Below are 22,028 nucleotides of genomic sequence, written 5' to 3' on the forward strand. Positions count from 1 at the left end.
AACGTCACTCAACTAAGATTCTGAAGCTGGAAGAGCTGCAAGCCGAATTCGTCAGCGCGAAAATGGGTAAGCCCGGCAATACCGCTGCTGCCGACCTATTGAAGTCGTGCGGCTACCGAATGGAGATTCTTACGAAGCCATCGCAGCTGCGCTGGTGGTTCCCGGCTTCCATGTCTAAGGCGGAAGCGGAGGCCATTCTAGAGGCAAAACCAGACTTCTGACACAGACGAAACACAGACGAAACACGGACAAAACACAGACGCCCTCATAGGGCAACACGGACAACACACACGGCGTGCAAGTTATTACTTAATAATGCGCAGCAGTGACACTGAAAGGAAATACATGTACCAATTTAAATCAGCTTTCGAGCGCGAAGCCGCTCCCTTCATCGCCAGCCTTGGCGGTCATAGTTGCGAGTCATTCGCGCCACGCCTATCCGAGTTCTACTACGACGCAGCCGACGCCGAGCTAGAGGGCAAGCCTGACTCACTAGTCCACCGGGGCGGCGGCTACACGTTCCTTGAACTGAAAAACGGAGTCCTCAACCACTACCGAACCAAGGCCGAAAGTACCGAAGCCCTGCGCCACGCCTACGGCCAAGTGTTCGGGCGCTGTGGCGACGCTCTCAGCGAGTCGTAGCTATCAACAGCCCTGTATGAACACAGCGAGCGAGGACAAATCCTAGCTAGAGACGCCGCGTGGAACCACAGCCTGTTCAAAGTAGCCGCCCTCCAAGCCAAACACGGCTACCAGCGCTATCTCGTAGTATTCAAGCGGAACCCATCCGGCAAGGATGCTGCGCGCTACTGCGCTGCGGGCTTGGTCTGGTGTACATTGAAGACACTGCCTGAAATGCTCCGCTGCATCGAGCTTATGCGCCATGGCATTTATGTGCCATTCCATTTCAGCAGCAAGAATTATTCATTCGCTGTCACCCCCGACCCTGCCAGCAAAGGGCTATCGCAGTTCGATGTAGCACTTGTTGACCGGGGCCGGTTCCTCGCCGCCGTGGCTGCTTGCAAGGCGGCTGATTCCGCTCCCGCCAACGAAGCCGCAGGCCCTATTGTGGGCAATCCTACGCTGCGGGCGGATTAGATGGCTTCTTGTTTCTTGGGGCTCGGGGTGCTCGCGGAGGAACACGCTCAGAAAGTGCAGCAATCTCGTCATCGTGCAAGTAGACGGTTTCCACGATCTGTTCTGCCACATTTAGCGCCGTGATTACATCATCCGTTTCAGGTTCGTAGTCACGGTGGATTGTGGCATGCCCAGCTTCCAAAATCGCTTCCAAGCGAGCGCGTTCGAGCCGACTTACGTAACCAAGCCGCTCAAATTCCGCGATGTTATGAGCAAAGGTTCCTTGATCGCCTACCTTTGAAATCATGACCGCCTCTAATAAAGCTCGAACACCCATGACCGCGAGTGCAGGAAGGTCATGCTGAAGGGCAACATAAACCTCTTTCAGAAGCCTGTGCACGAATCGGTCTTTGCCCTTCAATTTTTTTCGCAATTTATCGAACCATGCCGGTGGTTTCCGAAAAATCGCAGGAGGAAAGTAGGTTACTTCATCTTCATCTGACTCCGAAAAGGACGACTTGTGGCGCAATTTAATTGCATCGCACCCCCCGCACTTCAACGTGTCGAATTGGTCCGAGCCACTAATTTGATGCTCATCATCCGACCAAGAACTCGTTTCCGAGTGCAGAACTTCGTGGTTCTTTACTCCACCGCAAGAATTGCAGTGCGCTTTTGTCTTTTTCATCGTGCATGTTCTCTCGGCAGTATGTTGACCAACCTCCGTCGTTGAGGTGGCACATACATGCTACTACAACTGAAGATTGCCGGGATACAAGGAATCAGTGTTAGAAAACGACCGTTTGCCAACACCCCGTTAGTATGCGCCTTAACCCTGTTAGTAAATTAGCCCTTGCTATTCCCAACAGTACGAGATATTCTAACACCCATTACCAACAGGCAGGAGACACACCATGGCAACCTTCGCATACGGACGATGCAGTACGGCAGAACAGACAACCGAGAACCAACGTCTGGAAATCGAAGCCGCAGGCCATACCATCGACTACTGGTACAGCGACACCATCAGCGGCAAGACCAGCGCCAGCCAGCGCCCACAGTTCATGGCCCTGTTAGGCCAGATTCGTAACGGCGAAACCCTCATAGTCTCTAAGCTCGACCGGATCGGACGCGATGCACAAGACGTAGGCGCTACCATCAACCTCTTGAGGGGTCGCAAAATCAAGGTGATTGTCCTGCAACTGGGCGACCTTGACCTGACCAGCGCAGCCGGTAAGCTGATGCTCAAGATGCTGTCCGCCGTCGCTGAGATGGAAAGAGACTTGTTGGTAGAGCGTACCCATGCTGGCCTTGCCCGTGCAAAAGCAGAAGGCAAGACGCTGGGCCGCATCCCTAAGACGACGCCGGAGCAGCGGGACGCCATCCGGGCAGCCTACAAAAAGAACGAGTCAGTCAGCGCCTTAGCCCGTGAATATAAAATCAGCCGCGCCACCATACTATCCATCGTTGCCTGACGCGATTACAGCCGCCGCCACGGCGTTACTACCAGAAGCCGGGGCCAAGTCGCATCACAGCGCCAGCGCCGCGCCAGCGGATATTTCGACCCATCCCAGCCCCATTGCGGCAACCATCCCGCGCTGTTAAACACAGAATGCGACCTCTCCTGTTCCTGGCTGTCCGAAACGCCAATCGATAGACAATTTTCCGTATTTATTTTTGAGGTTTTTTTGCCAGTGGGACGGCATGGTATGCGGTGGGACGGCGTGATGCAGAAAAGAGGTTGCAGCAATTCACGCACTGTGCATTTAAACAGTGGTAGAATAGGCGCAGCCGCCCAGATGTCATTACGACACGGACGGCTTAGCCCCAGTATCTAGTAAATACTGGTTATCGTAACAAGCATTTTTACTTACCACTTGTCCGAGCACAGCCCGAGATTATAACAAGACCGTATCTTTATGCAAGTCTGGTTACAACTTCAGGTGGAACGCGGTGGGTTTAAATGACACAAGAAAGTAACATCATGCCTACACCAAAAGCACCAAGTCGCGTGGCCCATCGCAGCTCTGTTGACGGCCAGTTCATCACTCAACGGGAAGCTGCAAAGAATCCCCGCGAGTCACAGCGCGAGCATATCCCCCTCCCTACCCCGCCAAAGAAGCCCACGCGGTAAGTAAGAGGAAAGCCACCTTCGGGTGGCTTTTTTGTACGCAAGAGCTTTTCAGTGTTCGCACTGACCTTACGCAGCCATCCTTCCAGAGATATCAATGCGCCTCTACTACATGACCAGCTTCGACACGGCAACCCGCTACATCCTGCCAGAAAAAACGAATGCGAATAAACCAGTTCGACCGCTTGAACGATCCATTTGAATTGTTGAGCGTTCGAGTACAGGGCAAGCACGAGCGCTATGTGTTCAAGCTACTCCGTCAACACCTTGTCAACTCGTACGGCGTTCTCTGCATGGGTAAGCACTGGAAAAGTCCGCTGATGTGGGGTCATTACGGCGAGAACCATAAAGGCGTGTGCCTCGGTTTTGACGTGCCTGATGGTGCTGCAACAGCGATGAATTACGAGCCGGAACGGCTGGAACACTTGATCAAGATGGGCGAGCCAGCGGGTGGACTAACCGAGCCGGTCATTGAGCAGTTGTTGAACATAAAGTATGCACAGTGGGCCTATGAAGAGGAATGGCGGCTCATCCTTAGATTGCACGACAAAGACCCTATCAATGGTGAGTACTATATGGACTTCGGCCCTGAATTGATCTTACGAGAAATCATTCTCGGAGCGCGCTGCCAAGCTCCTGTCGGGTCATTCCGGAAATTGGTCGGGTCGGTTGATCACTCTGTCACGATCATCAAGACTCGCGCTGCTTTTGAATCCTTCACTATCGTGCAGCAAAAAGCAGTAGTACCGATCGTCGTAAGCCCGAAGCGCCGCTAGATCGCTTTTCAAAGCCATACCGAACGGATCGTAGTGCTTACTTATCGCTTACTTGGGAAATTTACGAGGAAATAATCAAGGAGGCAAGAGTAAGCGCATTTGAAAGAAAACCATACGGCTCTAGGGCTACTTTTGGCCTGCCCAACAGGAATCGAACCTGTGACCCTCAGCTTAGAAGGCTGATGCTCTATCCAACTGAGCTATGGGCAGTCTGTCGCGGGGAGGACTCCCTGCGGAAATGAAAGCGGGCCGTCAAATGAATGACAGCCCGTCTTTTAACTTGGTCGGAGTACAAGGATTCGAACCTTGGACCCCCTGGTCCCAAACCAGGTGCGCTACCGGACTGCGCCACACTCCGAAGACGTTATTATACGTCGGGGGACGCGCAAACGTCAACGGCACATCGTGAAGTTTTCCGTGAAATGTTGAAGCCCGGAAAACTCTACGTCAATGCCCTCGCGCTGCTCAACTGCGCGGCCATCCACGCGGCCGCGCCCTCCCCCTTCGCTGCTGCCTGATTACGCCGGAACCTTGTTGGCAATCCGGCGCGCGGTCGATTCAGCAACCTGCGCACTCTTCGCTTCCACCATCACGCGGATCAGCGGCTCGGTGCCGGAGGCGCGGATCAGCACGCGGCCGGTATCGCCCAGTTCCGCTTCCACCGCTTCCTTCTCAGCCACCATGTCGGGATGCTTGGTCCAGTCGAAGCCGGACGGCACGCGCACGTTGATCAGCGTCTGCGGATACAAGGTCAGTTCCTTGCAGCACTTGTCCAGGCTCTTGCCGCTGCGCTTGAGCGCCGACAGCACTTGCAACGCGGACACGATACCGTCGCCGGTGGTGTGCTTGTCCAGTGCCAGCAAGTGGCCCGAACCCTCGCCGCCGAACAGCCAGCCGTTTTCCTTCATCACTTCCAGCACGTAGCGGTCGCCCACCTTGGCGCGCGCAAAACCAATGCCGAGTTCCTTGAACGCCACTTCCAGCGCCATGTTCGTCATCAGCGTGCCCACCGCGCCGGCAACCGGGCCGGTCATCATGCGGTCGCGCACCATCACATACAGCAGCTCGTCGCCGTTATAGATGCGGCCGGCGCCGTCGCACATGACCAGGCGGTCGGCGTCGCCGTCGAGCGCGATGCCGAGGTCGGCGCGGTGTTCGAGCACGGCCGCCGCCATGGCTTTCGGTGCGGTCGCGCCGAAGCCGTCGTTGATGTTAAAGCCGTTCGGCTTGTTGCCGATGGCGATGACTTCCGCGCCCAGCTCGTGGAACACGTGCGGTGCGATGTGGTACGCGGCACCGTGCGCGCAATCTAGTACGATGCGCAGGCCGCGCAGGTCGAGCTCGTTCGGGAAGGTGCTCTTGCAAAATTCAATGTAACGGCCCTTGGCATCTTCCAGGCGCTTGGCGCGGCCCAGCTTTTCGGCCGGCACGCATTCCATCGGCAGGTCGATCATGGCTTCGATTTCTTGCTCGACAGCGTCCGGCAGCTTGGTGCCATGTTCGGAAAAGAACTTGATGCCGTTATCCTGGAACGGGTTGTGCGACGCGGAAATCACCACGCCGGCCGACAGGCGCAGCGCGCGCGTCAGGTAGGCCACCGCTGGGGTCGGCATCGGGCCGGCCAGCATCACGTCCACACCGGCGGCATTGAAGCCCGCTTCCAGCGCCGATTCAAGCATGTAACCGGAAATACGGGTGTCCTTGCCGATCAGGACCGTCGGGCGGCCGGAGGCGGCATTGGTTTTCGCCAGGACTTTACCTGCGGCGTAGCCAAGGCGCATCACGAAATCAGGGGTGATCGGCGCCACGCCAACCAGCCCGCGCACACCGTCCGTACCGAAATATTTACGTGCCATGTTTTCTCTTTTGCTCAGTGAATTAATGAATTAATGAAGGGTGGCAGCTTGCCACACTGTGAGTGCATCTACCGTTTCAGTTACATCATGAACGCGCACGATGCGCGCGCCCTGCGCCACCGCAGCCAATGCGCCCGCGAGGCTGCCGGCCAGGCGCTGCTCGACCGGCTTGCCGGTCACGGCGCCGATCATCGATTTGCGCGACACGCCCGCCAGCGCGGGCAGCCCCAGTTCCCGCTGCATGTTGCCGATATTGCGCAACAAGGCATAGTTGTGCTCGACCGTCTTGCCGAACCCAAAACCCGGATCGATGCAGATGCGCTGGCGCTCGATGCCGATGGCCAGCATGGCCTCGACCCGTTCGCGCAGGAAATCGGTGACCTCGCGCACGACGTCGCCGTAGACAGGCTCCTGCTGCATGGTCTGCGGCGTGCTCTGCATGTGCATCACGCATAGCGCGCAATCGCTGCCCGCCACCGCCTCCAGCGCGCCGGGCGCCCGGAACGCATTAATGTCGTTGATCATGTCGACCCCGGCCAGGATCGCTTCGCGCATCACTTCGGGCTTGTAGGTATCGATCGACAAGGGTTTGCCGAGGTCGCGCAGCACGTACAGCACCGGCATCACCCGGCGCAATTCCTCGTCGAGCGCCAGGCCGGGCGCGCCCGGGCGGCTCGATTCGCCGCCGATATCGATCAGGTCCACGCCTTCGCTCACCATTTCCTCGGCGCGCGAGAGTGCAAACTCAAGCGACAGGAACCGTCCGCCATCCGAAAACGAGTCAGGCGTGACGTTGAGGATGCCCATGACCAGGGGTTTGGCCGCCAGGTCGAAGCCAAAGCGGCCGCATTGAAAATATTGTCGCATTCCGTTTACATCGTATTGTTAATTGATCGACCATAAAAAATGCCGCTCAGTCTTGTCTGAACGGCATTATATACAACCCTGCAAGAACCGGAGAAATTTACGCCGGTGCTGTCGCGTTCGGTGAAACCCCACCCGGCCCGCTGTCGCCCGGAGGCGGCGTGCGCTTGGTCAACACGCCCGACTTCGGCTCGCGCGGTTCGTGCCCGGCCATGATGTCGTTGATCTGGTCGGCGTCGATGGTTTCCCAGTCGAGCAGCGCGCGGGTCATTTTTTCCACCTTGTCGCGGTTCTCTTCCAGCAGGCGGCGCGACAGCGCGTACTGCGTGTCGAGAATCGAACGGATTTCCGCGTCAACCTTTTGCTGGGTCGCCTCGGAAATGGTCTTGGTGGCGCCGCCGAAGAAACCTTCGTTTTCGCTATCCTCGTAGACCATCACGCCCATGCTGTCGCTCATGCCGAAACGCGTCACCATCGAGCGCGCCAGTTTGGTGGCACGCGAGAAGTCGTTCGACGCGCCGGTCGACATTTGACCGACGAACAATTCTTCGGCGATACGGCCACCGAACAGGATCGAGATTTCTTCCAGCATCTTGTCCTTGTAGCCGGACAGGACGTCATGTTCAGGCAACTGCCAGGTCAGGCCCAGCGCATAACCGCGCGGCATGATCGTGACCTTGTGCACCGGATCGGCCTTCGGCAACAGCTTGGCAATAACGGCGTGGCCGGACTCGTGGTACGCGGTGTTGCGGCGCTCTTCTTCGCGCATGACCATCGATTTACGCTCGGGACCCATGTAGATCTTGTCCTTGGCATCTTCGAAGTCGCTCATTTCCACCAGGCGCTTGCTGCGGCGTGCGGCGAACAGGGCTGCTTCGTTGACCAGGTTGGCCAGGTCGGCGCCCGAGAAGCCTGGCGTACCGCGTGCCAGGATGTCGGCCTTGACGTCGGCGCCGATAGGCACCTTGCGCATGTGCACATTGAGAATCTGTTCGCGGCCGCGGATGTCCGGCAAGCCAACCATGACCTGGCGATCGAAACGGCCCGGACGCAGCAGCGCCTTGTCGAGCACATCGGCGCGGTTGGTGGCGGCCACCACGATCACGCCGGAGCTCGCTTCAAAACCATCCATCTCGACCAGCAACTGGTTCAAGGTCTGTTCGCGCTCGTCGTTACCGCCGCCCATGCCGGCGCCACGGTGACGTCCGACCGCGTCGATCTCGTCGATGAAGATGATGCAAGGCGAGTGTTTCTTGGCGTTCTCGAACATGTCGCGCACGCGGCTCGCGCCCACGCCGACGAACATTTCAACGAAGTCCGAACCGGAAATCGAGAAGAACGGGACCTTGGCTTCGCCGGCAATGGCGCGTGCCAGCAGGGTTTTACCGGTACCCGGAGGACCGACCATCAGCACGCCGCGCGGGATGCGTCCGCCCAGCTTCTGGAACTTGGTCGGGTCCTTGAGGAAGTCGACGATCTCGTTGACTTCTTCTTTCGCTTCGTCGCAACCGGCAACGTCGGCGAAAGTGACGGTGTTGTTGGTTTCATCCATCATGCGGGCTTTGGACTTGCCGAACGAGAAAGCGCCGCCCTTGCCGCCGCCCTGCATCTGGCGCATGAAGAACACCCAGACGCCGATCAGCAACAGGAACGGGAACCAGGAAATGAACACGGTGGTCAGGAACGATGGATCTTCAGGCGGTTTGATGTCGAAATGCACATTCGCATCGCGCAAGTCCGATACCAGGCCGCGGTCGAGCATGGACGCAGTGGCGCGCACCTTGGTGTCGTCCGAGCGCGTCGCGGTGATGTTCTGCCCTTCGATGACCACATCCTTGATGCGGCGGGCCTTGACCTCATCGAGCAGTTCGGAATAAGGGATGGACTTGCTGCCGCCGGCAGCGCTGTGGTTGTCAAACTGCCTGAACAGCATGAACAACAGCAGGGCAACGACTACCCAGATGGCGGATTTTGAAAACATATTATTCACGAAAACTCCTTCGATGCAGGCGCATCTTTTTACCAATTTTAGAACGCCGATTTTACTCGCAATAAGCAGGCGGTGCCACGCACGCCCCGCTGCCGGGCTGAAAAACTACTGAAAAGCCATGAACATTAGGCAATTCTTACCCAATTTCCATGCCTTTTGCGGCTTTCCTTGGCTGATGTGCGGCTAAACCCGTCAAATATCAAGGGGAGATTCTTCTTCCAGCGCGGTATTCTTGTCGGTAGGATTTTTCAGGCCCTTGCCAACGAGGAAAATTTCCGACGATTTGTCGCGGCTGGCCTTCGGCTTGATCTGCTTGACCACCTTGAACTCGGCCCGGAACTTCTCCACGATCTGGCTGAAACCCATGTCTTTAAAGCATTTCACGACCAGGGCGCCGGACGGTTTCATGTGGTATTGCGAAAATTCGATGGCCAGGTCGATCAGGTGCTCCATGCGGGCCGAATCGGCCGTGGGGATGCCCGACAGGTTCGGTGCCATGTCCGACAGCACCAGGTCGCATTTGCGGCCAGCCAGGATGGTGTCGAGCTGGCGCAGGATGCGCGCCTCGCGGAAGTCGCCCAGGATGAAGTGCATGTCGGCGATCGGCTCCATCGGCAGCATGTCGAGGCCGATGATGGTGCCGTTGATGCCGCCGCCATCCTTGCCGGCCAGCTTGCGCCGCACGTACTGGCCCCAGCTGCCCGGGGTGCAGCCGAGGTCGACGATGACCTGGCCGGATTTGATCAGCTTCTCGCTCTCGTCGATTTCCTTGAGCTTGTAGGCGGCGCGTGCACGGTAACCCTCTTTCTGCGCTAACTTCACGTAGGGGTCGTTTATGTGGTCGTGCAACCAGTTTTTGTTTAATTTGTTCTTTGCCATTCGCGTAGAATACTGCTTTTAAAGGATTAACTAAAAATATTATGCAAAAACTTACCCCCGTCGAGCGCAGTGCACTGCGCGCTGAAGCGCATGCGCTCAAGCCTGTCGTCATCATCGGCGAAGCGGGCCTGACGCCAGCCGTGATCAAAGAGATCTCGGCCAGCCTCGACTCGCACGGCCTGATCAAGGTCCGCGTGTTCGGCGACGATCGCGCCATGCGCTCAGAAATCTACGAGAACATTTGTACCGAGCTCGATGCGGCTCCGGTACAACACATCGGCAAACTGCTGGTCATTTACCGTCCCAAAGTGGAAGTGGTAAAGGAACGCAGCGGCAAGTCGGGTAAAGGAATGCGCGAAGTTACCATTGTTAAAGCGAGCGCAAGCGGTACCAAGCGTCCGTCCGTGACCAAGGTGATGATCAAGGGTAATGAGCGTGTGACGGAAGGCGGCTCCATCAAGCGCGCCAAGCCGCGCCAGTCCAGCCCTAAGAAAGGCGCGCTGGGGAAATAATCCCCGCGTTGCAAATCCACGTCGTTTCCGCGCAGGCGGGAACGACGAGGTAACTGGAACGATGACTATCGCGTTATCGGCGCGACTGGGTTCTTGAACACCAGCACCGCAGCGAGCACGCTCTGAATCAGATACAACACCATCGAGATCCCGTGCAGCATGCCGAATTGCTTGCGCGCGGCAGCTTCCATCACGCCACCCGGCGCAGCTTCTTTCAACTCCGCCATCATCGGCCCCAATCCCAGGCTGCTGACCGCCAGCAGCACCAGCATCGCGGCCACTACCAGCATCAGCAAGCGCTTGCGCTGCGCGTCGACATCCTTCGCCAGCGCCAGCAGCACCAGCAAAGCCACGCCGCACACCAGCGACACCATCGCCTCGCTCCTGAACATGCTGCCCGCAATGGTCCCGGCCAGCACACTGTCGGACAGGGTGCGGAACAAGGTCGGGGCCACCAGGTAACCCACCGTCCACAAGCTGCCCGCCCACGCGGTCACGAGCAGCAGGCGGGCCCGCGCCAGCAGCATCAGATGTACTTGACTTCGAGGATTTCGTATTCGCGCGGGCCGGATGGCGCCTGCACTTCGACCACGTCGCCGGCGTACTTGCCAATCAGCGCGCGCGCGATCGGCGAGGTGACCGACACTTTATTGAGCTTGAGGTCCGCTTCGTCCAGGCCCACGATCTGGTAGGTCACCTTGGTGCCGTTGTCCAGGTCTTCCAGGTCGACGGTCGCGGCGAACACCACGCGCCCTTCGGCGTCCAGGGTGGTCGGATCGATGACCTGCGCGGCGCCCAATTTACCTTCCAGCTCCGCAATGCGGCCTTCGACGAATGCCTGGCGCTCCTTGGCGGCGTCGTATTCGGCGTTCTCGGACAAATCGCCATGCGAGCGCGCCTCGGCGATCGCGTCGATCACAATGCGGCGCTCTTTGGTCTTGAGCTGGTGCAGCTCGTCCTTGAGCAGTTCGGCGCCGTATTTGGTAAGTGGAACTGATGTGTTCATGTCGTATTCGCGTTTCTACTGAAAAGTGAAAACCACAGGGCACGCGCCGGAAAATGCTCCCGGCGCGCGCCCTGTGGTCAAGAGGTACTGCGTGCTGCTTAGTTTAAGGTTTTATGAAGGCCTTGTAAATCGTACACGCGCAACTCGTCGAGATGACGCATACCTTCGACCGCAGCCTCCGCACCCGCTATTGTAGTGTATGTCGTCACGCGCGAGGCCAAAGCCGAAATCCGGATCTGGCGCGAGTCGACAATCGCACTGCGTTTTTCTTCGACCGTGTTGATCACCAGCGCGATCTCGTGGTTCTTGATCATGTCGACCACGTGCGGACGGCCTTCGATCATCTTGTTCACGGCCTGGCACGGAATGCCCGCCGCCGCGATCACCGCCGCCGTGCCCTTGGTCGCCACGACCTGGAAGCCCATCGAATGCAAATCGCGCGCCACTTTCACCGCGCGCGGCTTGTCCGAACCCTTCACCGACAGGAATACCTTGCCCGATTCAGGCAGCTTGACGCCGGCACCCATCTGCGACTTGACGAAGGCTTCGCCGAAGGTCATGCCCACGCCCATGACTTCACCGGTGGACTTCATCTCGGGTCCGAGAATGGTGTCGACGCCCGGGAATTTCACGAACGGGAACACGGCTTCCTTCACGCTGTAGAACGGCGGGATGACTTCCTTGGTGATGCCCTGCGATTCGAGCGTCTGGCCAACCATGCAGCGCGCCGCGATCTTGGCCAGCTGCAGGCCGGTGGCCTTGGACACGAACGGCACCGTGCGCGAGGCGCGCGGGTTCACTTCCAGCACGAACACGGTGTCCGTCAGGACGCCATCGACATCGGTCTTCTGGATCGCGAACTGCACGTTCATCAGGCCGACCACGTTCAAGCCCTTGGCCATCAGCGAGGTCTGGCGCTTGAGTTCATCGATGGTCTCTTGCGAGAGCGAATACGGCGGCAGCGAACAGGCCGAGTCGCCCGAGTGCACGCCAGCCTGCTCGATGTGTTCCATCACGCCGCCGATGAAGGTGGTGACGCCGTCCGAGATGCAGTCGACGTCGACTTCGATCGCGTCGTTCAGGAAGCGGTCCAGCAGTACCGGCGAATCGTGCGATACCTTGACCGCTTCGCGCATGTAGCGTTCCAGGTCGCGCTGCTCGTGGACGATTTCCATCGCCCGGCCGCCCAGCACATACGATGGACGCACCACCAGCGGGTAGCCGATTTCCTGCGCCAGCGCCAGTGCTTCCGGCTCGGTGCGCGCGGTGCGGTTAGGCGGCTGGCGCAAGCCCATTTTCTGCAGCATCTGCTGGAAGCGTTCGCGATCTTCGGCCGCGTCGATCATGTCAGGCGAGGTGCCGATGATCGGCACGCCGTTCGCTTCCAGGTCGAGCGCGAGCTTCAACGGCGTCTGGCCGCCGTACTGCACGATCACGCCGACCGGTTTTTCGATGGCGACGATTTCCAGCACATCTTCCAGCGTCAGCGATTCGAAGTACAGGCGGTCCGAGGTATCGTAGTCGGTCGACACGGTTTCAGGGTTGCAGTTGACCATGATGGTCTCGTAGCCGTCTTCGCGCATCGCCAGCGCCGCGTGCACGCAGCAGTAATCGAATTCGATACCCTGGCCGATGCGGTTCGGGCCACCGCCCAGCACCATGATCTTCTTCTTGTCGCTCGGGTTGGACTCGCACTCTTCATCGTAGGTCGAGTACATGTACGCGGTGTCGGTCGAAAATTCGGCCGCGCAGGTGTCGACCCGCTTGTACACCGGACGGATGCCCATCGCATGGCGCGTCTCGCGCACGACCTTGTCGGTGGTGTGCAGCAGGAAGGCCAGGCGGCGGTCCGAGAAGCCTTTTTGCTTCAACTTGTACAGGGTCGGCTTGTCGATCGCTTCCAGGGTCTGGTTATCGAGCCACAGTTCGATGTCGACGATTTCCTTGATCTGCACCAGGAACCACGGATCGATGTGGGTCAGCTGGTGCACCTCTTCCAGCGTGAAGCCCTGGGCAAAGGCGTCGCCCACGTACCAGATGCGGTCCGGGCCCGGTTCGCCCAGTTCTTCTTCGATCTTTTCGCGGTCGCGCGTTTTCTCGTTCAGGCCATCGACGCCCACTTCCAGGCCACGCAGGGCCTTCTGGAACGATTCCTGGAAGGTGCGGCCAATCGCCATGACTTCACCGACGGACTTCATCTGGGTGGTCAGGTGATGGTCGGCAGCCGGGAATTTTTCGAACGTGAAGCGCGGGATCTTGACCACGACGTAGTCGATCGACGGCTCGAACGAGGCTGGCGTGGCGCCGCCGGTGATTTCGTTGCGCAGTTCGTCGAGCGTGAAGCCCACGGCCAGCTTGGCGGCGATCTTGGCGATCGGGAAACCGGTCGCTTTCGAGGCCAGCGCGGACGAACGCGAGACGCGCGGATTCATTTCGATGACGATCATGCGCCCGTCAGCCGGGTTGATCGCGAACTGCACGTTCGAGCCGCCCGTGTCGACGCCGATCTCGCGCAGCACCGCGAGCGAGGCGTTGCGCATGATCTGGTATTCCTTGTCGGTCAGCGTCTGCGCCGGCGCCACGGTGATCGAGTCGCCGGTGTGCACGCCCATGGCGTCCAGGTTTTCGATCGAGCAGATGATGATGCAGTTGTCCGCCTTGTCGCGCACCACTTCCATCTCGTACTCTTTCCAGCCGATCAGGGACTCTTCGATCAGCAGTTCCTTGGTCGGCGACGCTTCCAGGCCGCGCTTGCAGATGGTCTCGAATTCTTCTTCGTTGTAGGCGATGCCCCCGCCCGTGCCGCCCATGGTGAACGAAGGACGGATGATGGTCGGGAAACCCATTTCGCGCTGCACCGCCCACGATTCGTCCATCGAGTGCGCCACGCCGGAACGCGCCGAACCGAGACCGATCTTGGTCATCGCCTGCTTGAACTTGGAGCGGTCTTCGGCCTTGTCGATGGCTTCCGGCGAGGCGCCGATCAATTCAACGTTGTACTGTTTCAGCACGCCGTTGTTGTGCAGGTCGAGCGCGCAATTGAGCGCGGTCTGGCCGCCCATGGTCGGCAGGATCGCGTCAGGGCGTTCCTTGGCGATGATGCGTTCGACGACTTTCCAGGTGATCGGCTCGATGTAGGTCACGTCCGCCATTTCCGGGTCGGTCATGATGGTGGCCGGATTGCTGTTGACGAGGATGACCTTGTAGCCCTCCTCGCGCAGCGCCTTGCACGCCTGGGCGCCGGAATAATCGAACTCGCAAGCCTGGCCGATGATGATCGGGCCTGCGCCAATAATCAGAATACTTTTAATGTCACTACGCTTTGGCATTGGGCTCTTTCTACAATTCGTTTTTCTCAGCGGCTTGCATCAAGCTGATGAAGCGGTCAAACAGGTAAGCTACGTCGTTCGGGCCCGGCGAGGCTTCAGGGTGGCCCTGGAAGCAGAAGGCCGGCTTGTCGGTGCGGGCAAAGCCCTGCAGCGAGCCGTCGAACAGCGACACGTGGGTCACGCGGCAGTTGGCCGGCAGGGTTTGCGCGTCGACCGCGAAACCGTGGTTCTGCGAGGTGATCATCACCTTGCGCGAATCGAGATCCTGCACCGGGTGGTTGGCGCCGTGGTGGCCGAACTTCATCTTGAGCGTGCGCGCGCCGGAAGCGAGCGCCATGATCTGGTGACCCAGGCAGATGCCGAAGGTCGGGATGCCGCGCTCGATCAGCTCGCGGCTGGCGGCGATCGCGTAGTCGCACGGTTCCGGGTCGCCCGGGCCGTTGGCCAGGAAAATCCCGTCCGGGTTCAGCGCCAGCGCGGCGGCGGCGCTGGACTGGGCCGGCAACACCGTGACCTTGCAGCCACGTTCGGTCAGCATGCGCAGGATGTTGCGCTTGACGCCGAAGTCGAAAGCGACCACGTGGAATTTTGCGTCGGCGAGCTTGCCGTAGCCAACGCCCAGCTTCCATTCGGTTTCGGTGAACTCGTAGGCGGCGGTGGTCGAGACCACCTTGGCCAGATCCATGCCGGCCAGGCCAGGGAACGAGCGCGCCAGTTCCAGTGCCTGCACCTGCGAAGGCTCGTTACCCTGGGTGCCGACCAAAATGGCGCCGCCCTGCGCGCCTTTTTCGCGCAGCAGGCGCGTCAGCTTGCGGGTATCGATGCCGGAGATGGCGACGATGTTTTCAGCCTTGAGGTAATCGGACAGCGACTGGGTCGAACGGAAGTTCGATGCCAGCAGCGGCAGGTCACGGATGATCAACCCTGCGGCGTGGACCTTGCTTGCCTCGACGTCTTCCGGATTGACGCCCGTGTTGCCGATGTGCGGATAGGTCAGCGTGACAAGCTGGCGCGAGTAGCTTGGATCGGTCAGGATTTCCTGGTAACCGGTCATGGCCGTGTTGAACACGACTTCCCCGGTGGTATGGCCGGCGGCGCCAATGGAAAAACCTTTAAATATCGTTCCATCGGCGAGGGCCAGGATGGCTGGAACGGCGGGGCCAGAAAAAAATGGCGGCAAGGGCAACTCCTGATAAAGTTACCGTAGCTGCGCCACGTCAGACCGACGACCATGGTTTCCCGGTGCGCTTGCGCTCAGGGGGATGGTGTCATTTTGAATGAGGGATGGTGGGTAGTCGCTACGGTAGGTGTATGAATGGCTAAACCTCCAAATTATAGCGCAACCCGGCCTTTCCGGCAATCGCCGACTAGCCTCATTACGGCCCTTTTCGCGCTTTTGCTGGACATCGCCCACCGTCCTCTATACATTTGTTACAGCATCCTCAGGCAAACATTTACCAGGAAATGTGATTATGTCTACGTTTGGAAGAGATACGCCGATGGAGCGCCCCAATCCGGGCGGGCGGGCAGCCGTGTTCGTGCCCAAGGTGAGCGCCGACGATGCGGTCAAGGAGATGCTCAAGAATGGTTCGGGGATGGTGGGCTTCGGTAACAGCGATGGCTCGGTCACCGTCTACTTCGAAAATAACCGTTTCAACGATTCGTCCCTGCATAAATGGGAAAGCAAGGTGTGGAAATCGTACGGGAGGATGGTCGAGCTCTCACCGACTGTCAACAAGCTGGTGTGCGACGCCAGCAACCTGACCCAGGTCGGCTTCGTCCAGGGTCCGGAAATCGAGGTGCGCGACATGCCGCTGCTGCTGGAATGGCTGGAACGCACCAACGCCGCCGATTCGGCGCCGCAAGGCCCGCTGATCCACGCCTGAGCCGGCGCCGCCGGAGCGCTGAAACAAAAAACAGCACTTACAGACCGAGCTCGCTCAGTCCCGGATGATCGTCCGGGCGGCGGCCCAGGGGCCAGTGGAACTTGCGCTCCCGCTCACTGATCGGCAAGTCGTTGATGCTGGCATGGCGCAGCGCCATCAAGCCGTGCTGGTCGAACTCCCGGTTTTCATTGCCGTACGAGCGGAACCAGTTGCCGGCATCGTCGTGCCACTCGCAGGCAAAGCGCACGGCGATGCGGTTACCGCCGAAGGCCCACAATTCCTTGATCAGCCGGTAGTCGAGCTCGCGCACCCATTTGCGCGTCAGCAGCCCGGCGATGGCCTCGCGACCGGTGACGAATTCGGCGCGGTTACGCCAGCGGCTGTCGGCGGTGTAGGCCAGCGCCACGCGCGCCGGATCGCGCGAGTTCCAGCCATCTTCGGCCAGGCGCACTTTTAGGGTGGCCGCGTCGTGCGTAAAGGGTGGCAATGGAGGGCGGTGTTCAGAAGCGCTCATGGGGCTCTTTCTCGAATCAAAACGACAAGATACGCGATTGCCGGCGTAATCACCCGCATCAGGCAGTACCGAAAAACCGGATCAGCGCCCTCGCGGGCGCGCACAGCCATGCCCGCCGCTGATATGTCAGCAAGCAAAAACAACAGTTTATAAATACAGTTCCATTTGGCAATTTATGTTGGCTTATAATATCAAACATGCATGTCCTGCCGGCCGCGTTACGGCCGGGGCAACGCGTCAGCAGGCCCAAATCACCATGGTGAAGCGGGCCTGTTTTCATTTACCGCTCTGATAATAGGTCTTCCGTGAACTTACGTCTCTCCTCCGCCGCGCTGGTCGCCTGCCTCGCCATCCTCACCGGCTGCATGACGCCGCCACAAATGCCGGTCGCCCTGGCCCCGCAAGCCTTCGTTGCGCCCGCCAACAACTATGGCGTCGTCATGACCGCACTGCCGGTGGTCGATACCCAGTTTCCTGGCGCGGATTGCCTGTTGTGCATGGCTGCGGCCTCGCTCATGAACTCATCCCTGACCAGCCACATCAAGACGCTGCCTTACGAAGAGTTGCCGCAATTGCCAGCCCAGGTTGCTACCGTCCTCAAGCAGCGCGGCGCCAACGTCACCATGATCGAGAAAATCGATTTCTCCGCCCTGCCCGACAATGGCAAGGCTGCTCCCGGATTCACGCGCAAGGACATGTCCGGCCTGAAAGCCAGCCACAAGATCGACAAGCTGCTGGTGATCAGCCTGAGCATGGTTGGCGTTGAGCGCACCTTCGCATCGTACATCCCGACCAGCGACCCGAAAGCGAAAATCGCCGGTGCCGCCTACATCGTCAACCTGACCGACAATTCCTACGAATGGTACGTGCCGCTGAACGTGCAAAAGGCTGCCGATGGTAAATGGGATGAACCGCCGACCTTCCCTGGCGTGTCGAATGCGTATTTCCAGGTGCTGGAAATGACCAAGGACCAGATCATCAAGCCCTTGTCCAATTAAGCCATTCACTTTTCTGAAAGACCAGCCCCGATGATACGTTTCGCCCGCCGCCTGCCACGCCCCCACCTCGTTTCCGCCTGCCTGGTGCTGTGCGCGGGCGTGGGCCTTTCCCTGCCATGGCAAGCAGTGCATGCCGGGGAAGTGCCGGCCCAGGCCGGCCTGGCCGCAAGCGATGCGACGGCGCAGCGCGTGGGCCTGCGCCTTCCGGCCGCCGACAAGGTGGAGTTTCATGGGGCGGTCAATTTCGACAAGGCTGGCGGGGCCGGCGGCGGCGCAGTGATGTACCCCGCTCCCGGCCTGGTCGGCCTGCTGGCCGCTGTCGCCACGCATGCCATCGTGTCGGGCACCATGCGCGACGCTGAAAAGGAACGCATCCGCACCAAGGCGGACCAAGTCCTCGTCCCCTACCAGGGCGTGCTGGATGCCTATCACCACCAGGAACTGATGCAAGCCTCGCTGACGCACATGAAGAGCGGCGGCGCCAAGCAGATCATCGCGCAGGCGGCCGCGCCCGCTCCGGGCGACATCATGGTCGACAGCGTGCCGCTGTTTTACCTGACACAAGACCACCAGGCGCTGATTCTCGACAACGCCATTTCGATCAAGACGGCGGGCCGCGCCACGCCCTACGAGACCATCATCCGCATCGTCTCGCCTGAGCGCGGTGGCGAAGCTGGGCCGGATGTGTGGCTCGGCGACAATGCCGGCATGCTCAAGTGGGAAAGTGCGCGCATGTACGCGCAAGCGCTCGATATTGCGCTAGCGGACATGGCGACGCCCGCCGCGCCGGCGCTGCCGTACAAAACCGTGCGCTATAACGAAGGCGCGAGCGAGCGCATGGAGCGCGCGCAGCTGGTCAGCGAAAGCTGCGACTACCTGGTCTTGCGCACCCTGCGCGGCAATCTGATGGCGGTGCCGCGCAAGGCGGAAGCGCAAGCGGCCTGCGGCGCTGCCGCCGCGCCCGCCGCCACGCCTGCCGGCTAAGCGGCAGCGCCAGGTCCAGGGTCCGCGCGCACTGGCGGACCGGCCCTCTCAGGCCAGGGCGGCGATGCCGGCCTTGGCAATTTGCGCATCCTGCTCCGACTTCACGCCCGACACGCCCACGGCGCCGATCACGTGACCGTCGACGATCACCGGCACGCCACCCTCCAGCATTCCTTCCACGAACGGCACCGTCAGGAACGCCGTGCGGCCGTTATTGATGATGTCTTCATAGACCTTGCTCTCGCGCCGGCCCAGGGCCGCCGTCTTGGCCTTGGATGGGGCGATGTGCGAGGACAGCGGCGCGGCGCCGTCGAGGCGTTGCAGCGACAGCAGGTGGCCACCGTCATCGACGATGGCGATGGTGACCGCCCAGTTGTTGGCGATGGCTTCGGCTTGCGCGGCGGCAGCGATTTTTTGGACGTCGGCGAAGTTCAGGTACGGTTTCGATGGCATGTTCAATCCCAGGTAAATAGATGCGGCAGATTTTACGGCAAACGCAGGCGCTGCCGATATCGGAACGGCTATAACGCTTATGAGTGCTGGAGCGCCTTGAGCTTGGCTTTGATCTGCGGCATCATCGCCGCGGCCGCCTGCTCGCCCGCCATGATGGCGCGATTGCGGCCGGCAAAGTCATTGCTGCCCATCTTCGCCAGCGCCGGCGAGATGACGATGTCGGCATCCTTGAGCTCGTAGTGATTGAGGCGCTGACCCATGATGGCGAAGGTTTGCATCAGCACTTCCAGCGAGCTGACGGCCGCCTGGGCGTCTGTCTGGCTCGAAATATTGACGGCGATAATGAAATCGGCGCCCATTTCACGCACGAAGCGCACCGGCACCGGTGCCACCAGGCCGCCATCGACATACGAACGGTCGCCGATGCGCACCGGCTGGAACACGCTCGGCACGGACGAGGATGCACGCACCGCCTGCCCCGTGTTACCGCGCCGGAACAGGATCGGCTGGCCGTTGTTCAGGTCGGTCGCGACGGCGCCGAACTGGATCTTGAGCTTTTCGATCGGCACGTTCTTGACGGCCTTGTTCACGTAATTCTGCAAGGCTTCTCCCTTGAGCACGCCCGAGGATTTACCGAACAGCGGCATGGCCCAGTCGGAAATTTCGGCCTCATCCATCTCCATGGCGGTCTTTTGCAGCGCGAAGCCATCGTTGCCGGCCGCATACATGGCACCGACCACGCTGCCGGCGCTGGTGCCGACCACGATTTCCGGATAGATACCCTGTGCTTCGAGCGCCTTGATCACGCCGATATGGGCAAAACCGCGCGCGGCGCCGCCACCCAGGGCCAGGCCGATGCGGATCTTCTTGGGCAGCGCGGCGGCGGCCGGTTGCAGCACGGCGGCCGGTTTGGCCGCGGGAGGGGTGGGGTTGCTGCCGCAGCCGGCGAGCAACACAGCGAGGGCAATCAGGGAACGGCGTTTGGTGAACATAGTGGTCGTCAAAGAAGCGAAGACCACGATTGTACCTGCTCGCGGTCACCTGGGGCCGCCGCCAGGCAAGCCAGCGCTGGGGCCAGCAGTGATTGCCGGATGGATAAAGTGGCATAATTGTTCATACCAACCAAGAAAGCCGGCAATGATCAGCAGCGACAGCGAACTCACCCACGTCAAGATTGTCCGTTCGCAGCAATACTTCAACAAGCTGAGCCTGTTTTTCTATGATGCGCTGCTCTACGGCGTGATTTCCAAATATGCCTGGGGATGCTCGATTGCCCGGCTCGATGCGCATTACCGCAAGCACATCAGCGCCAATCATCTGGAAGTCGGGGTCGGCACCGGGTTTCTGCTCAAGCGCGCGCCGCTGGTGCCCGCGGCGCGCCTGGCGCTGATGGACCTGAGTGCCGAATGCCTGGCCAAGACGCTGCCCAAGGTGGCGCGCTACCGGCCGGAAACGTATGTGCAGAATATCCTGGAGCCGGTGAAGCACGCGGTCGCGCCCTTCGATTCGATCAGCATCAATTATGTGCTGCACTGCGTGCCGGGCAGCCTGGACCAGAAAAGCATCGCCCTCACCCATCTGGCGGCCCTGCTGGCGCCGGGCGGACGCCTGTTCGGCACCACGGTGCTGTCGGAAGGCGTGCGCAAGAACCTGCTGGCGCGGCCTTTCATGTGGCTGATGAATGCGTTAGGCGTATTCAACAACCAGCGCGACAATGCGCGTGCGCTGGAAGATTACCTGCGGGCGCATTTCAAGGTGATCGAATTTGGTGTCGAAGGCGTGACGGCGATTTTCGCGGTGGAGTCAACGTCCTCCTGACCGGTATCCAACGGGACAGCTGCTCGTCTGTAGGGAACCTCGAACTACGGTAAATTTCGCGTGACCGCGGGTCGCAATGCCGGCAGTTGCGCTTTTTGGTGCCAGGCGGAGCCGCTTCACGTCCGTATTAAGGGTGCTGAACGTCGTTTTGTGCAGCCCGGAAGGACTGCGGGCGTCAATACGCCTCGACCCGCGCCTCCTCCTTCAAATATAACTTGGGAGGATTGCGCACGTACGGCATCGCCCCCTAAGTTCCAATATTGCTCGCAAGCATAACACTCCCTCTCCCAGTCCGCTTTGCACTTCTTTTCCTTCTCACTTTCCCGTGCGGCCGGTTCTTCACTGGAGGGCCGGAAAGCAAACACGGCTTATTTCATCCTCATCAAATTCTTCTTCTTTCTCGATGGAGGAGGAACCCGTCCAGATATTATTTTTACACCATTAATCGATCCGGACCAAAGCCCAAAATGGCCATGATCACTCGCACTAAATACTCCTTCTATCTTTACATAGCCGTTATTCAATCTACTAGCCAATTGTATTTGTGGCGGAGTAAGTTCAACCCAGACTCCATTTTTACGAATCCCTTGAACCGCATCCTCCCGGTGAAGATAGATTGCAGTTGCTTCCATCTCGTTTTGAAAAAAGCCTACCACACTGACCAGTTTTCCGTCAAAACGCTCTGAAGCTGCAATTAATTGCACAATTGACACCTCCACAGGAGGAGATGCCATTGCTGGGATGAGTGCTAGCCAAAAATTCAAAAGCAAAACCACGATCATTTTTTTCATTGCGACTCCTTATTTCGCTCCGCGACCCAGTATAACCACCTTACCACCGAATGGCTTGTTGGGAATAGGCGTATATTTCAATAGGTGATTAGCGCTGATCTTCAGCATAACTGAACTTCGGTCGCCGTTACGTGTCCAACTTTGCATATGCGTTCGCGGTGGCGCAG

22 protein-coding genes and 2 tRNA genes are annotated in these 22,028 nt (G+C 59.4%); 9 read left to right on the forward strand and 15 right to left on the reverse strand.

The window, feature by feature from the left end:
- Together PO883_RS31785 and PO883_RS31790 are read left to right on the forward strand one after the other, a co-directional pair.
- A partial coding sequence (locus tag PO883_RS31785; RefSeq protein ID WP_289313341.1) for a hypothetical protein occupies nt 1-221 on the forward strand: 221 nt, incomplete at its 5' end.
- Between the two features lie 124 nt (nt 222-345).
- Entirely contained in the window at nt 346-642 is a 297-nt protein-coding gene (locus tag PO883_RS31790; RefSeq protein WP_289313342.1) for a hypothetical protein, read from the forward strand.
- Between the two features lie 436 nt (nt 643-1,078).
- Here PO883_RS31790 and PO883_RS31795 read toward each other — a convergent pair whose 3' ends face one another.
- Nucleotides 1,079-1,762: a DUF4145 domain-containing protein gene (locus PO883_RS31795; protein WP_289313343.1), complete on the reverse strand. Its 684-nt coding sequence runs from the start codon at nt 1,760-1,762 to the stop codon at nt 1,079-1,081.
- A 226-nt stretch (nt 1,763-1,988) separates the two neighbouring features.
- On the opposite strand from PO883_RS31795, the gene PO883_RS31800 reads away from it, so the two are divergent.
- Nucleotides 1,989-2,549: a recombinase family protein gene (locus PO883_RS31800; protein ID WP_289313344.1), complete on the forward strand. Its 561-nt coding sequence runs from the start codon at nt 1,989-1,991 to the stop codon at nt 2,547-2,549.
- Nucleotides 2,550-3,366: 817 nt separating this feature from the next.
- Nucleotides 3,367-3,981 carry a DUF2971 domain-containing protein gene (locus PO883_RS31805; protein ID WP_289313345.1) on the forward strand — a complete coding sequence of 205 codons (615 nt, stop codon included), beginning with the start codon at nt 3,367-3,369 and terminating at the stop codon, nt 3,979-3,981.
- Between the two features lie 133 nt (nt 3,982-4,114).
- Here PO883_RS31805 and PO883_RS31810 read toward each other — a convergent pair.
- From PO883_RS31810 to PO883_RS31835, 6 genes are all read right to left on the reverse strand, one after another.
- A tRNA-Arg gene (locus PO883_RS31810) sits at nt 4,115-4,191 on the reverse strand.
- A gap of 71 nt (nt 4,192-4,262) precedes the next feature.
- Nucleotides 4,263-4,339, reverse strand: a tRNA-Pro gene (locus tag PO883_RS31815).
- Between the two features lie 160 nt (nt 4,340-4,499).
- Nucleotides 4,500-5,837: a phosphoglucosamine mutase gene (gene glmM / locus PO883_RS31820; protein ID WP_289313346.1), complete on the reverse strand. Its 1,338-nt coding sequence runs from the start codon at nt 5,835-5,837 to the stop codon at nt 4,500-4,502.
- Nucleotides 5,838-5,867: 30 nt separating this feature from the next.
- On the reverse strand, nt 5,868-6,704 hold the full coding sequence (folP, locus tag PO883_RS31825) for a dihydropteroate synthase (RefSeq protein ID WP_289313347.1): 837 nt from the start codon (nt 6,702-6,704) through the stop codon (nt 5,868-5,870).
- Nucleotides 6,705-6,801: 97 nt separating this feature from the next.
- Nucleotides 6,802-8,691: an ATP-dependent zinc metalloprotease FtsH gene (gene ftsH / locus PO883_RS31830; protein WP_289313348.1), complete on the reverse strand. Its 1,890-nt coding sequence runs from the start codon at nt 8,689-8,691 to the stop codon at nt 6,802-6,804.
- Nucleotides 8,692-8,883: 192 nt separating this feature from the next.
- Complete coding sequence (locus tag PO883_RS31835; RefSeq protein WP_289313349.1) at nt 8,884-9,570, reverse strand: RlmE family RNA methyltransferase; 687 nt, start codon at nt 9,568-9,570, stop codon at nt 8,884-8,886.
- 41 nt (nt 9,571-9,611) lie between these two features.
- On the opposite strand from PO883_RS31835, the gene PO883_RS31840 reads away from it, so the two are divergent.
- On the forward strand, nt 9,612-10,082 hold the full coding sequence (locus tag PO883_RS31840) for a YhbY family RNA-binding protein (protein WP_167086588.1): 471 nt from the start codon (nt 9,612-9,614) through the stop codon (nt 10,080-10,082).
- 65 nt (nt 10,083-10,147) lie between these two features.
- Here PO883_RS31840 and PO883_RS31845 read toward each other — a convergent pair whose 3' ends face one another.
- From PO883_RS31845 to carA, 4 genes are all read right to left on the reverse strand, one after another.
- Nucleotides 10,148-10,609 (reverse strand): DUF4149 domain-containing protein, encoded by a 462-nt coding sequence (locus tag PO883_RS31845; protein ID WP_289313350.1) that lies wholly within the window; start codon nt 10,607-10,609, stop codon nt 10,148-10,150.
- Nucleotides 10,609-11,088, reverse strand: coding sequence for a transcription elongation factor GreA (greA, locus tag PO883_RS31850; RefSeq protein ID WP_289313351.1), 480 nt, complete (start codon nt 11,086-11,088; stop codon nt 10,609-10,611). The genes PO883_RS31845 and greA overlap by 1 nt, the downstream gene beginning before the upstream one ends.
- A gap of 98 nt (nt 11,089-11,186) precedes the next feature.
- Nucleotides 11,187-14,417 (reverse strand): carbamoyl-phosphate synthase large subunit, encoded by a 3,231-nt coding sequence (gene carB / locus PO883_RS31855; protein WP_289313352.1) that lies wholly within the window; start codon nt 14,415-14,417, stop codon nt 11,187-11,189.
- A gap of 10 nt (nt 14,418-14,427) precedes the next feature.
- Nucleotides 14,428-15,597 carry a glutamine-hydrolyzing carbamoyl-phosphate synthase small subunit gene (gene carA, locus PO883_RS31860; RefSeq protein ID WP_289313353.1) on the reverse strand — a complete coding sequence of 390 codons (1,170 nt, stop codon included), beginning with the start codon at nt 15,595-15,597 and terminating at the stop codon, nt 14,428-14,430.
- A gap of 292 nt (nt 15,598-15,889) precedes the next feature.
- On the opposite strand from carA, the gene PO883_RS31865 reads away from it, so the two are divergent.
- Nucleotides 15,890-16,303, forward strand: coding sequence for a hypothetical protein (locus tag PO883_RS31865; RefSeq protein WP_289313354.1), 414 nt, complete (start codon nt 15,890-15,892; stop codon nt 16,301-16,303).
- A 37-nt stretch (nt 16,304-16,340) separates the two neighbouring features.
- Here PO883_RS31865 and PO883_RS31870 read toward each other — a convergent pair whose 3' ends face one another.
- Nucleotides 16,341-16,817: a DUF1348 family protein gene (locus PO883_RS31870; protein ID WP_289313355.1), complete on the reverse strand. Its 477-nt coding sequence runs from the start codon at nt 16,815-16,817 to the stop codon at nt 16,341-16,343.
- 305 nt (nt 16,818-17,122) lie between these two features.
- Between PO883_RS31870 and PO883_RS31875 the strand changes: the two genes are divergently transcribed.
- Both PO883_RS31875 and PO883_RS31880 read left to right on the forward strand, forming a co-directional pair.
- Nucleotides 17,123-17,815, forward strand: coding sequence for a hypothetical protein (locus PO883_RS31875; RefSeq protein ID WP_289313356.1), 693 nt, complete (start codon nt 17,123-17,125; stop codon nt 17,813-17,815).
- Between the two features lie 30 nt (nt 17,816-17,845).
- Nucleotides 17,846-18,799, forward strand: coding sequence for a hypothetical protein (locus PO883_RS31880; protein ID WP_289313357.1), 954 nt, complete (start codon nt 17,846-17,848; stop codon nt 18,797-18,799).
- 48 nt (nt 18,800-18,847) lie between these two features.
- On the opposite strand, the gene PO883_RS31885 is transcribed toward PO883_RS31880, so the two are convergent.
- Nucleotides 18,848-19,252: a heme-binding protein gene (locus PO883_RS31885; protein WP_289313358.1), complete on the reverse strand. Its 405-nt coding sequence runs from the start codon at nt 19,250-19,252 to the stop codon at nt 18,848-18,850.
- A 77-nt stretch (nt 19,253-19,329) separates the two neighbouring features.
- Nucleotides 19,330-20,244 (reverse strand): patatin-like phospholipase family protein, encoded by a 915-nt coding sequence (locus PO883_RS31890; RefSeq protein ID WP_167086579.1) that lies wholly within the window; start codon nt 20,242-20,244, stop codon nt 19,330-19,332.
- A 145-nt stretch (nt 20,245-20,389) separates the two neighbouring features.
- On the opposite strand from PO883_RS31890, the gene PO883_RS31895 reads away from it, so the two are divergent.
- Nucleotides 20,390-21,070, forward strand: a complete 681-nt coding sequence (locus PO883_RS31895; protein WP_289313359.1) for a class I SAM-dependent methyltransferase — start codon at nt 20,390-20,392, stop codon at nt 21,068-21,070.
- Nucleotides 21,071-21,438: 368 nt separating this feature from the next.
- On the opposite strand, the gene PO883_RS31900 is transcribed toward PO883_RS31895, so the two are convergent.
- Entirely contained in the window at nt 21,439-21,861 is a 423-nt protein-coding gene (locus tag PO883_RS31900) for a hypothetical protein (RefSeq protein WP_289313360.1), read from the reverse strand.
- Nucleotides 21,862-22,028: the final 167 nt, after the last annotated feature.

It is taken from the genome of Massilia sp. DJPM01, assembly GCF_030348125.1.
GTDB lineage: Bacteria > Pseudomonadota > Gammaproteobacteria > Burkholderiales > Burkholderiaceae_D > Telluria_A > Telluria_A frigida.

Coding starts and splice junctions, on each gene's coding strand:
- PO883_RS31880 (WP_289313357.1), top strand. CDS start 17,846: ATGATACGTTTCGCCCGCCGCCTGCCACGCCCCCACCTCGTTTCCGCC.
- PO883_RS31805 (WP_289313345.1), top strand. CDS start 3,367: ATGCGAATAAACCAGTTCGACCGCTTGAACGATCCATTTGAATTGTTG.
- greA (WP_289313351.1), bottom strand. CDS start 11,088: ATGAACACATCAGTTCCACTTACCAAATACGGCGCCGAACTGCTCAAG.
- PO883_RS31790 (WP_289313342.1), top strand. CDS start 346: ATGTACCAATTTAAATCAGCTTTCGAGCGCGAAGCCGCTCCCTTCATC.
- PO883_RS31900 (WP_289313360.1), bottom strand. CDS start 21,861: ATGAAAAAAATGATCGTGGTTTTGCTTTTGAATTTTTGGCTAGCACTC.
- PO883_RS31795 (WP_289313343.1), bottom strand. CDS start 1,762: ATGAAAAAGACAAAAGCGCACTGCAATTCTTGCGGTGGAGTAAAGAAC.
- PO883_RS31885 (WP_289313358.1), bottom strand. CDS start 19,252: ATGCCATCGAAACCGTACCTGAACTTCGCCGACGTCCAAAAAATCGCT.
- PO883_RS31895 (WP_289313359.1), top strand. CDS start 20,390: ATGATCAGCAGCGACAGCGAACTCACCCACGTCAAGATTGTCCGTTCG.
- PO883_RS31865 (WP_289313354.1), top strand. CDS start 15,890: ATGTCTACGTTTGGAAGAGATACGCCGATGGAGCGCCCCAATCCGGGC.
- PO883_RS31845 (WP_289313350.1), bottom strand. CDS start 10,609: ATGCTGCTGGCGCGGGCCCGCCTGCTGCTCGTGACCGCGTGGGCGGGC.
- folP (WP_289313347.1), bottom strand. CDS start 6,704: ATGCGACAATATTTTCAATGCGGCCGCTTTGGCTTCGACCTGGCGGCC.
- PO883_RS31800 (WP_289313344.1), top strand. CDS start 1,989: ATGGCAACCTTCGCATACGGACGATGCAGTACGGCAGAACAGACAACC.
- carB (WP_289313352.1), bottom strand. CDS start 14,417: ATGCCAAAGCGTAGTGACATTAAAAGTATTCTGATTATTGGCGCAGGC.
- PO883_RS31840 (WP_167086588.1), top strand. CDS start 9,612: ATGCAAAAACTTACCCCCGTCGAGCGCAGTGCACTGCGCGCTGAAGCG.
- PO883_RS31890 (WP_167086579.1), bottom strand. CDS start 20,244: ATGTTCACCAAACGCCGTTCCCTGATTGCCCTCGCTGTGTTGCTCGCC.
- PO883_RS31870 (WP_289313355.1), bottom strand. CDS start 16,817: ATGAGCGCTTCTGAACACCGCCCTCCATTGCCACCCTTTACGCACGAC.
- PO883_RS31835 (WP_289313349.1), bottom strand. CDS start 9,570: ATGGCAAAGAACAAATTAAACAAAAACTGGTTGCACGACCACATAAAC.
- glmM (WP_289313346.1), bottom strand. CDS start 5,837: ATGGCACGTAAATATTTCGGTACGGACGGTGTGCGCGGGCTGGTTGGC.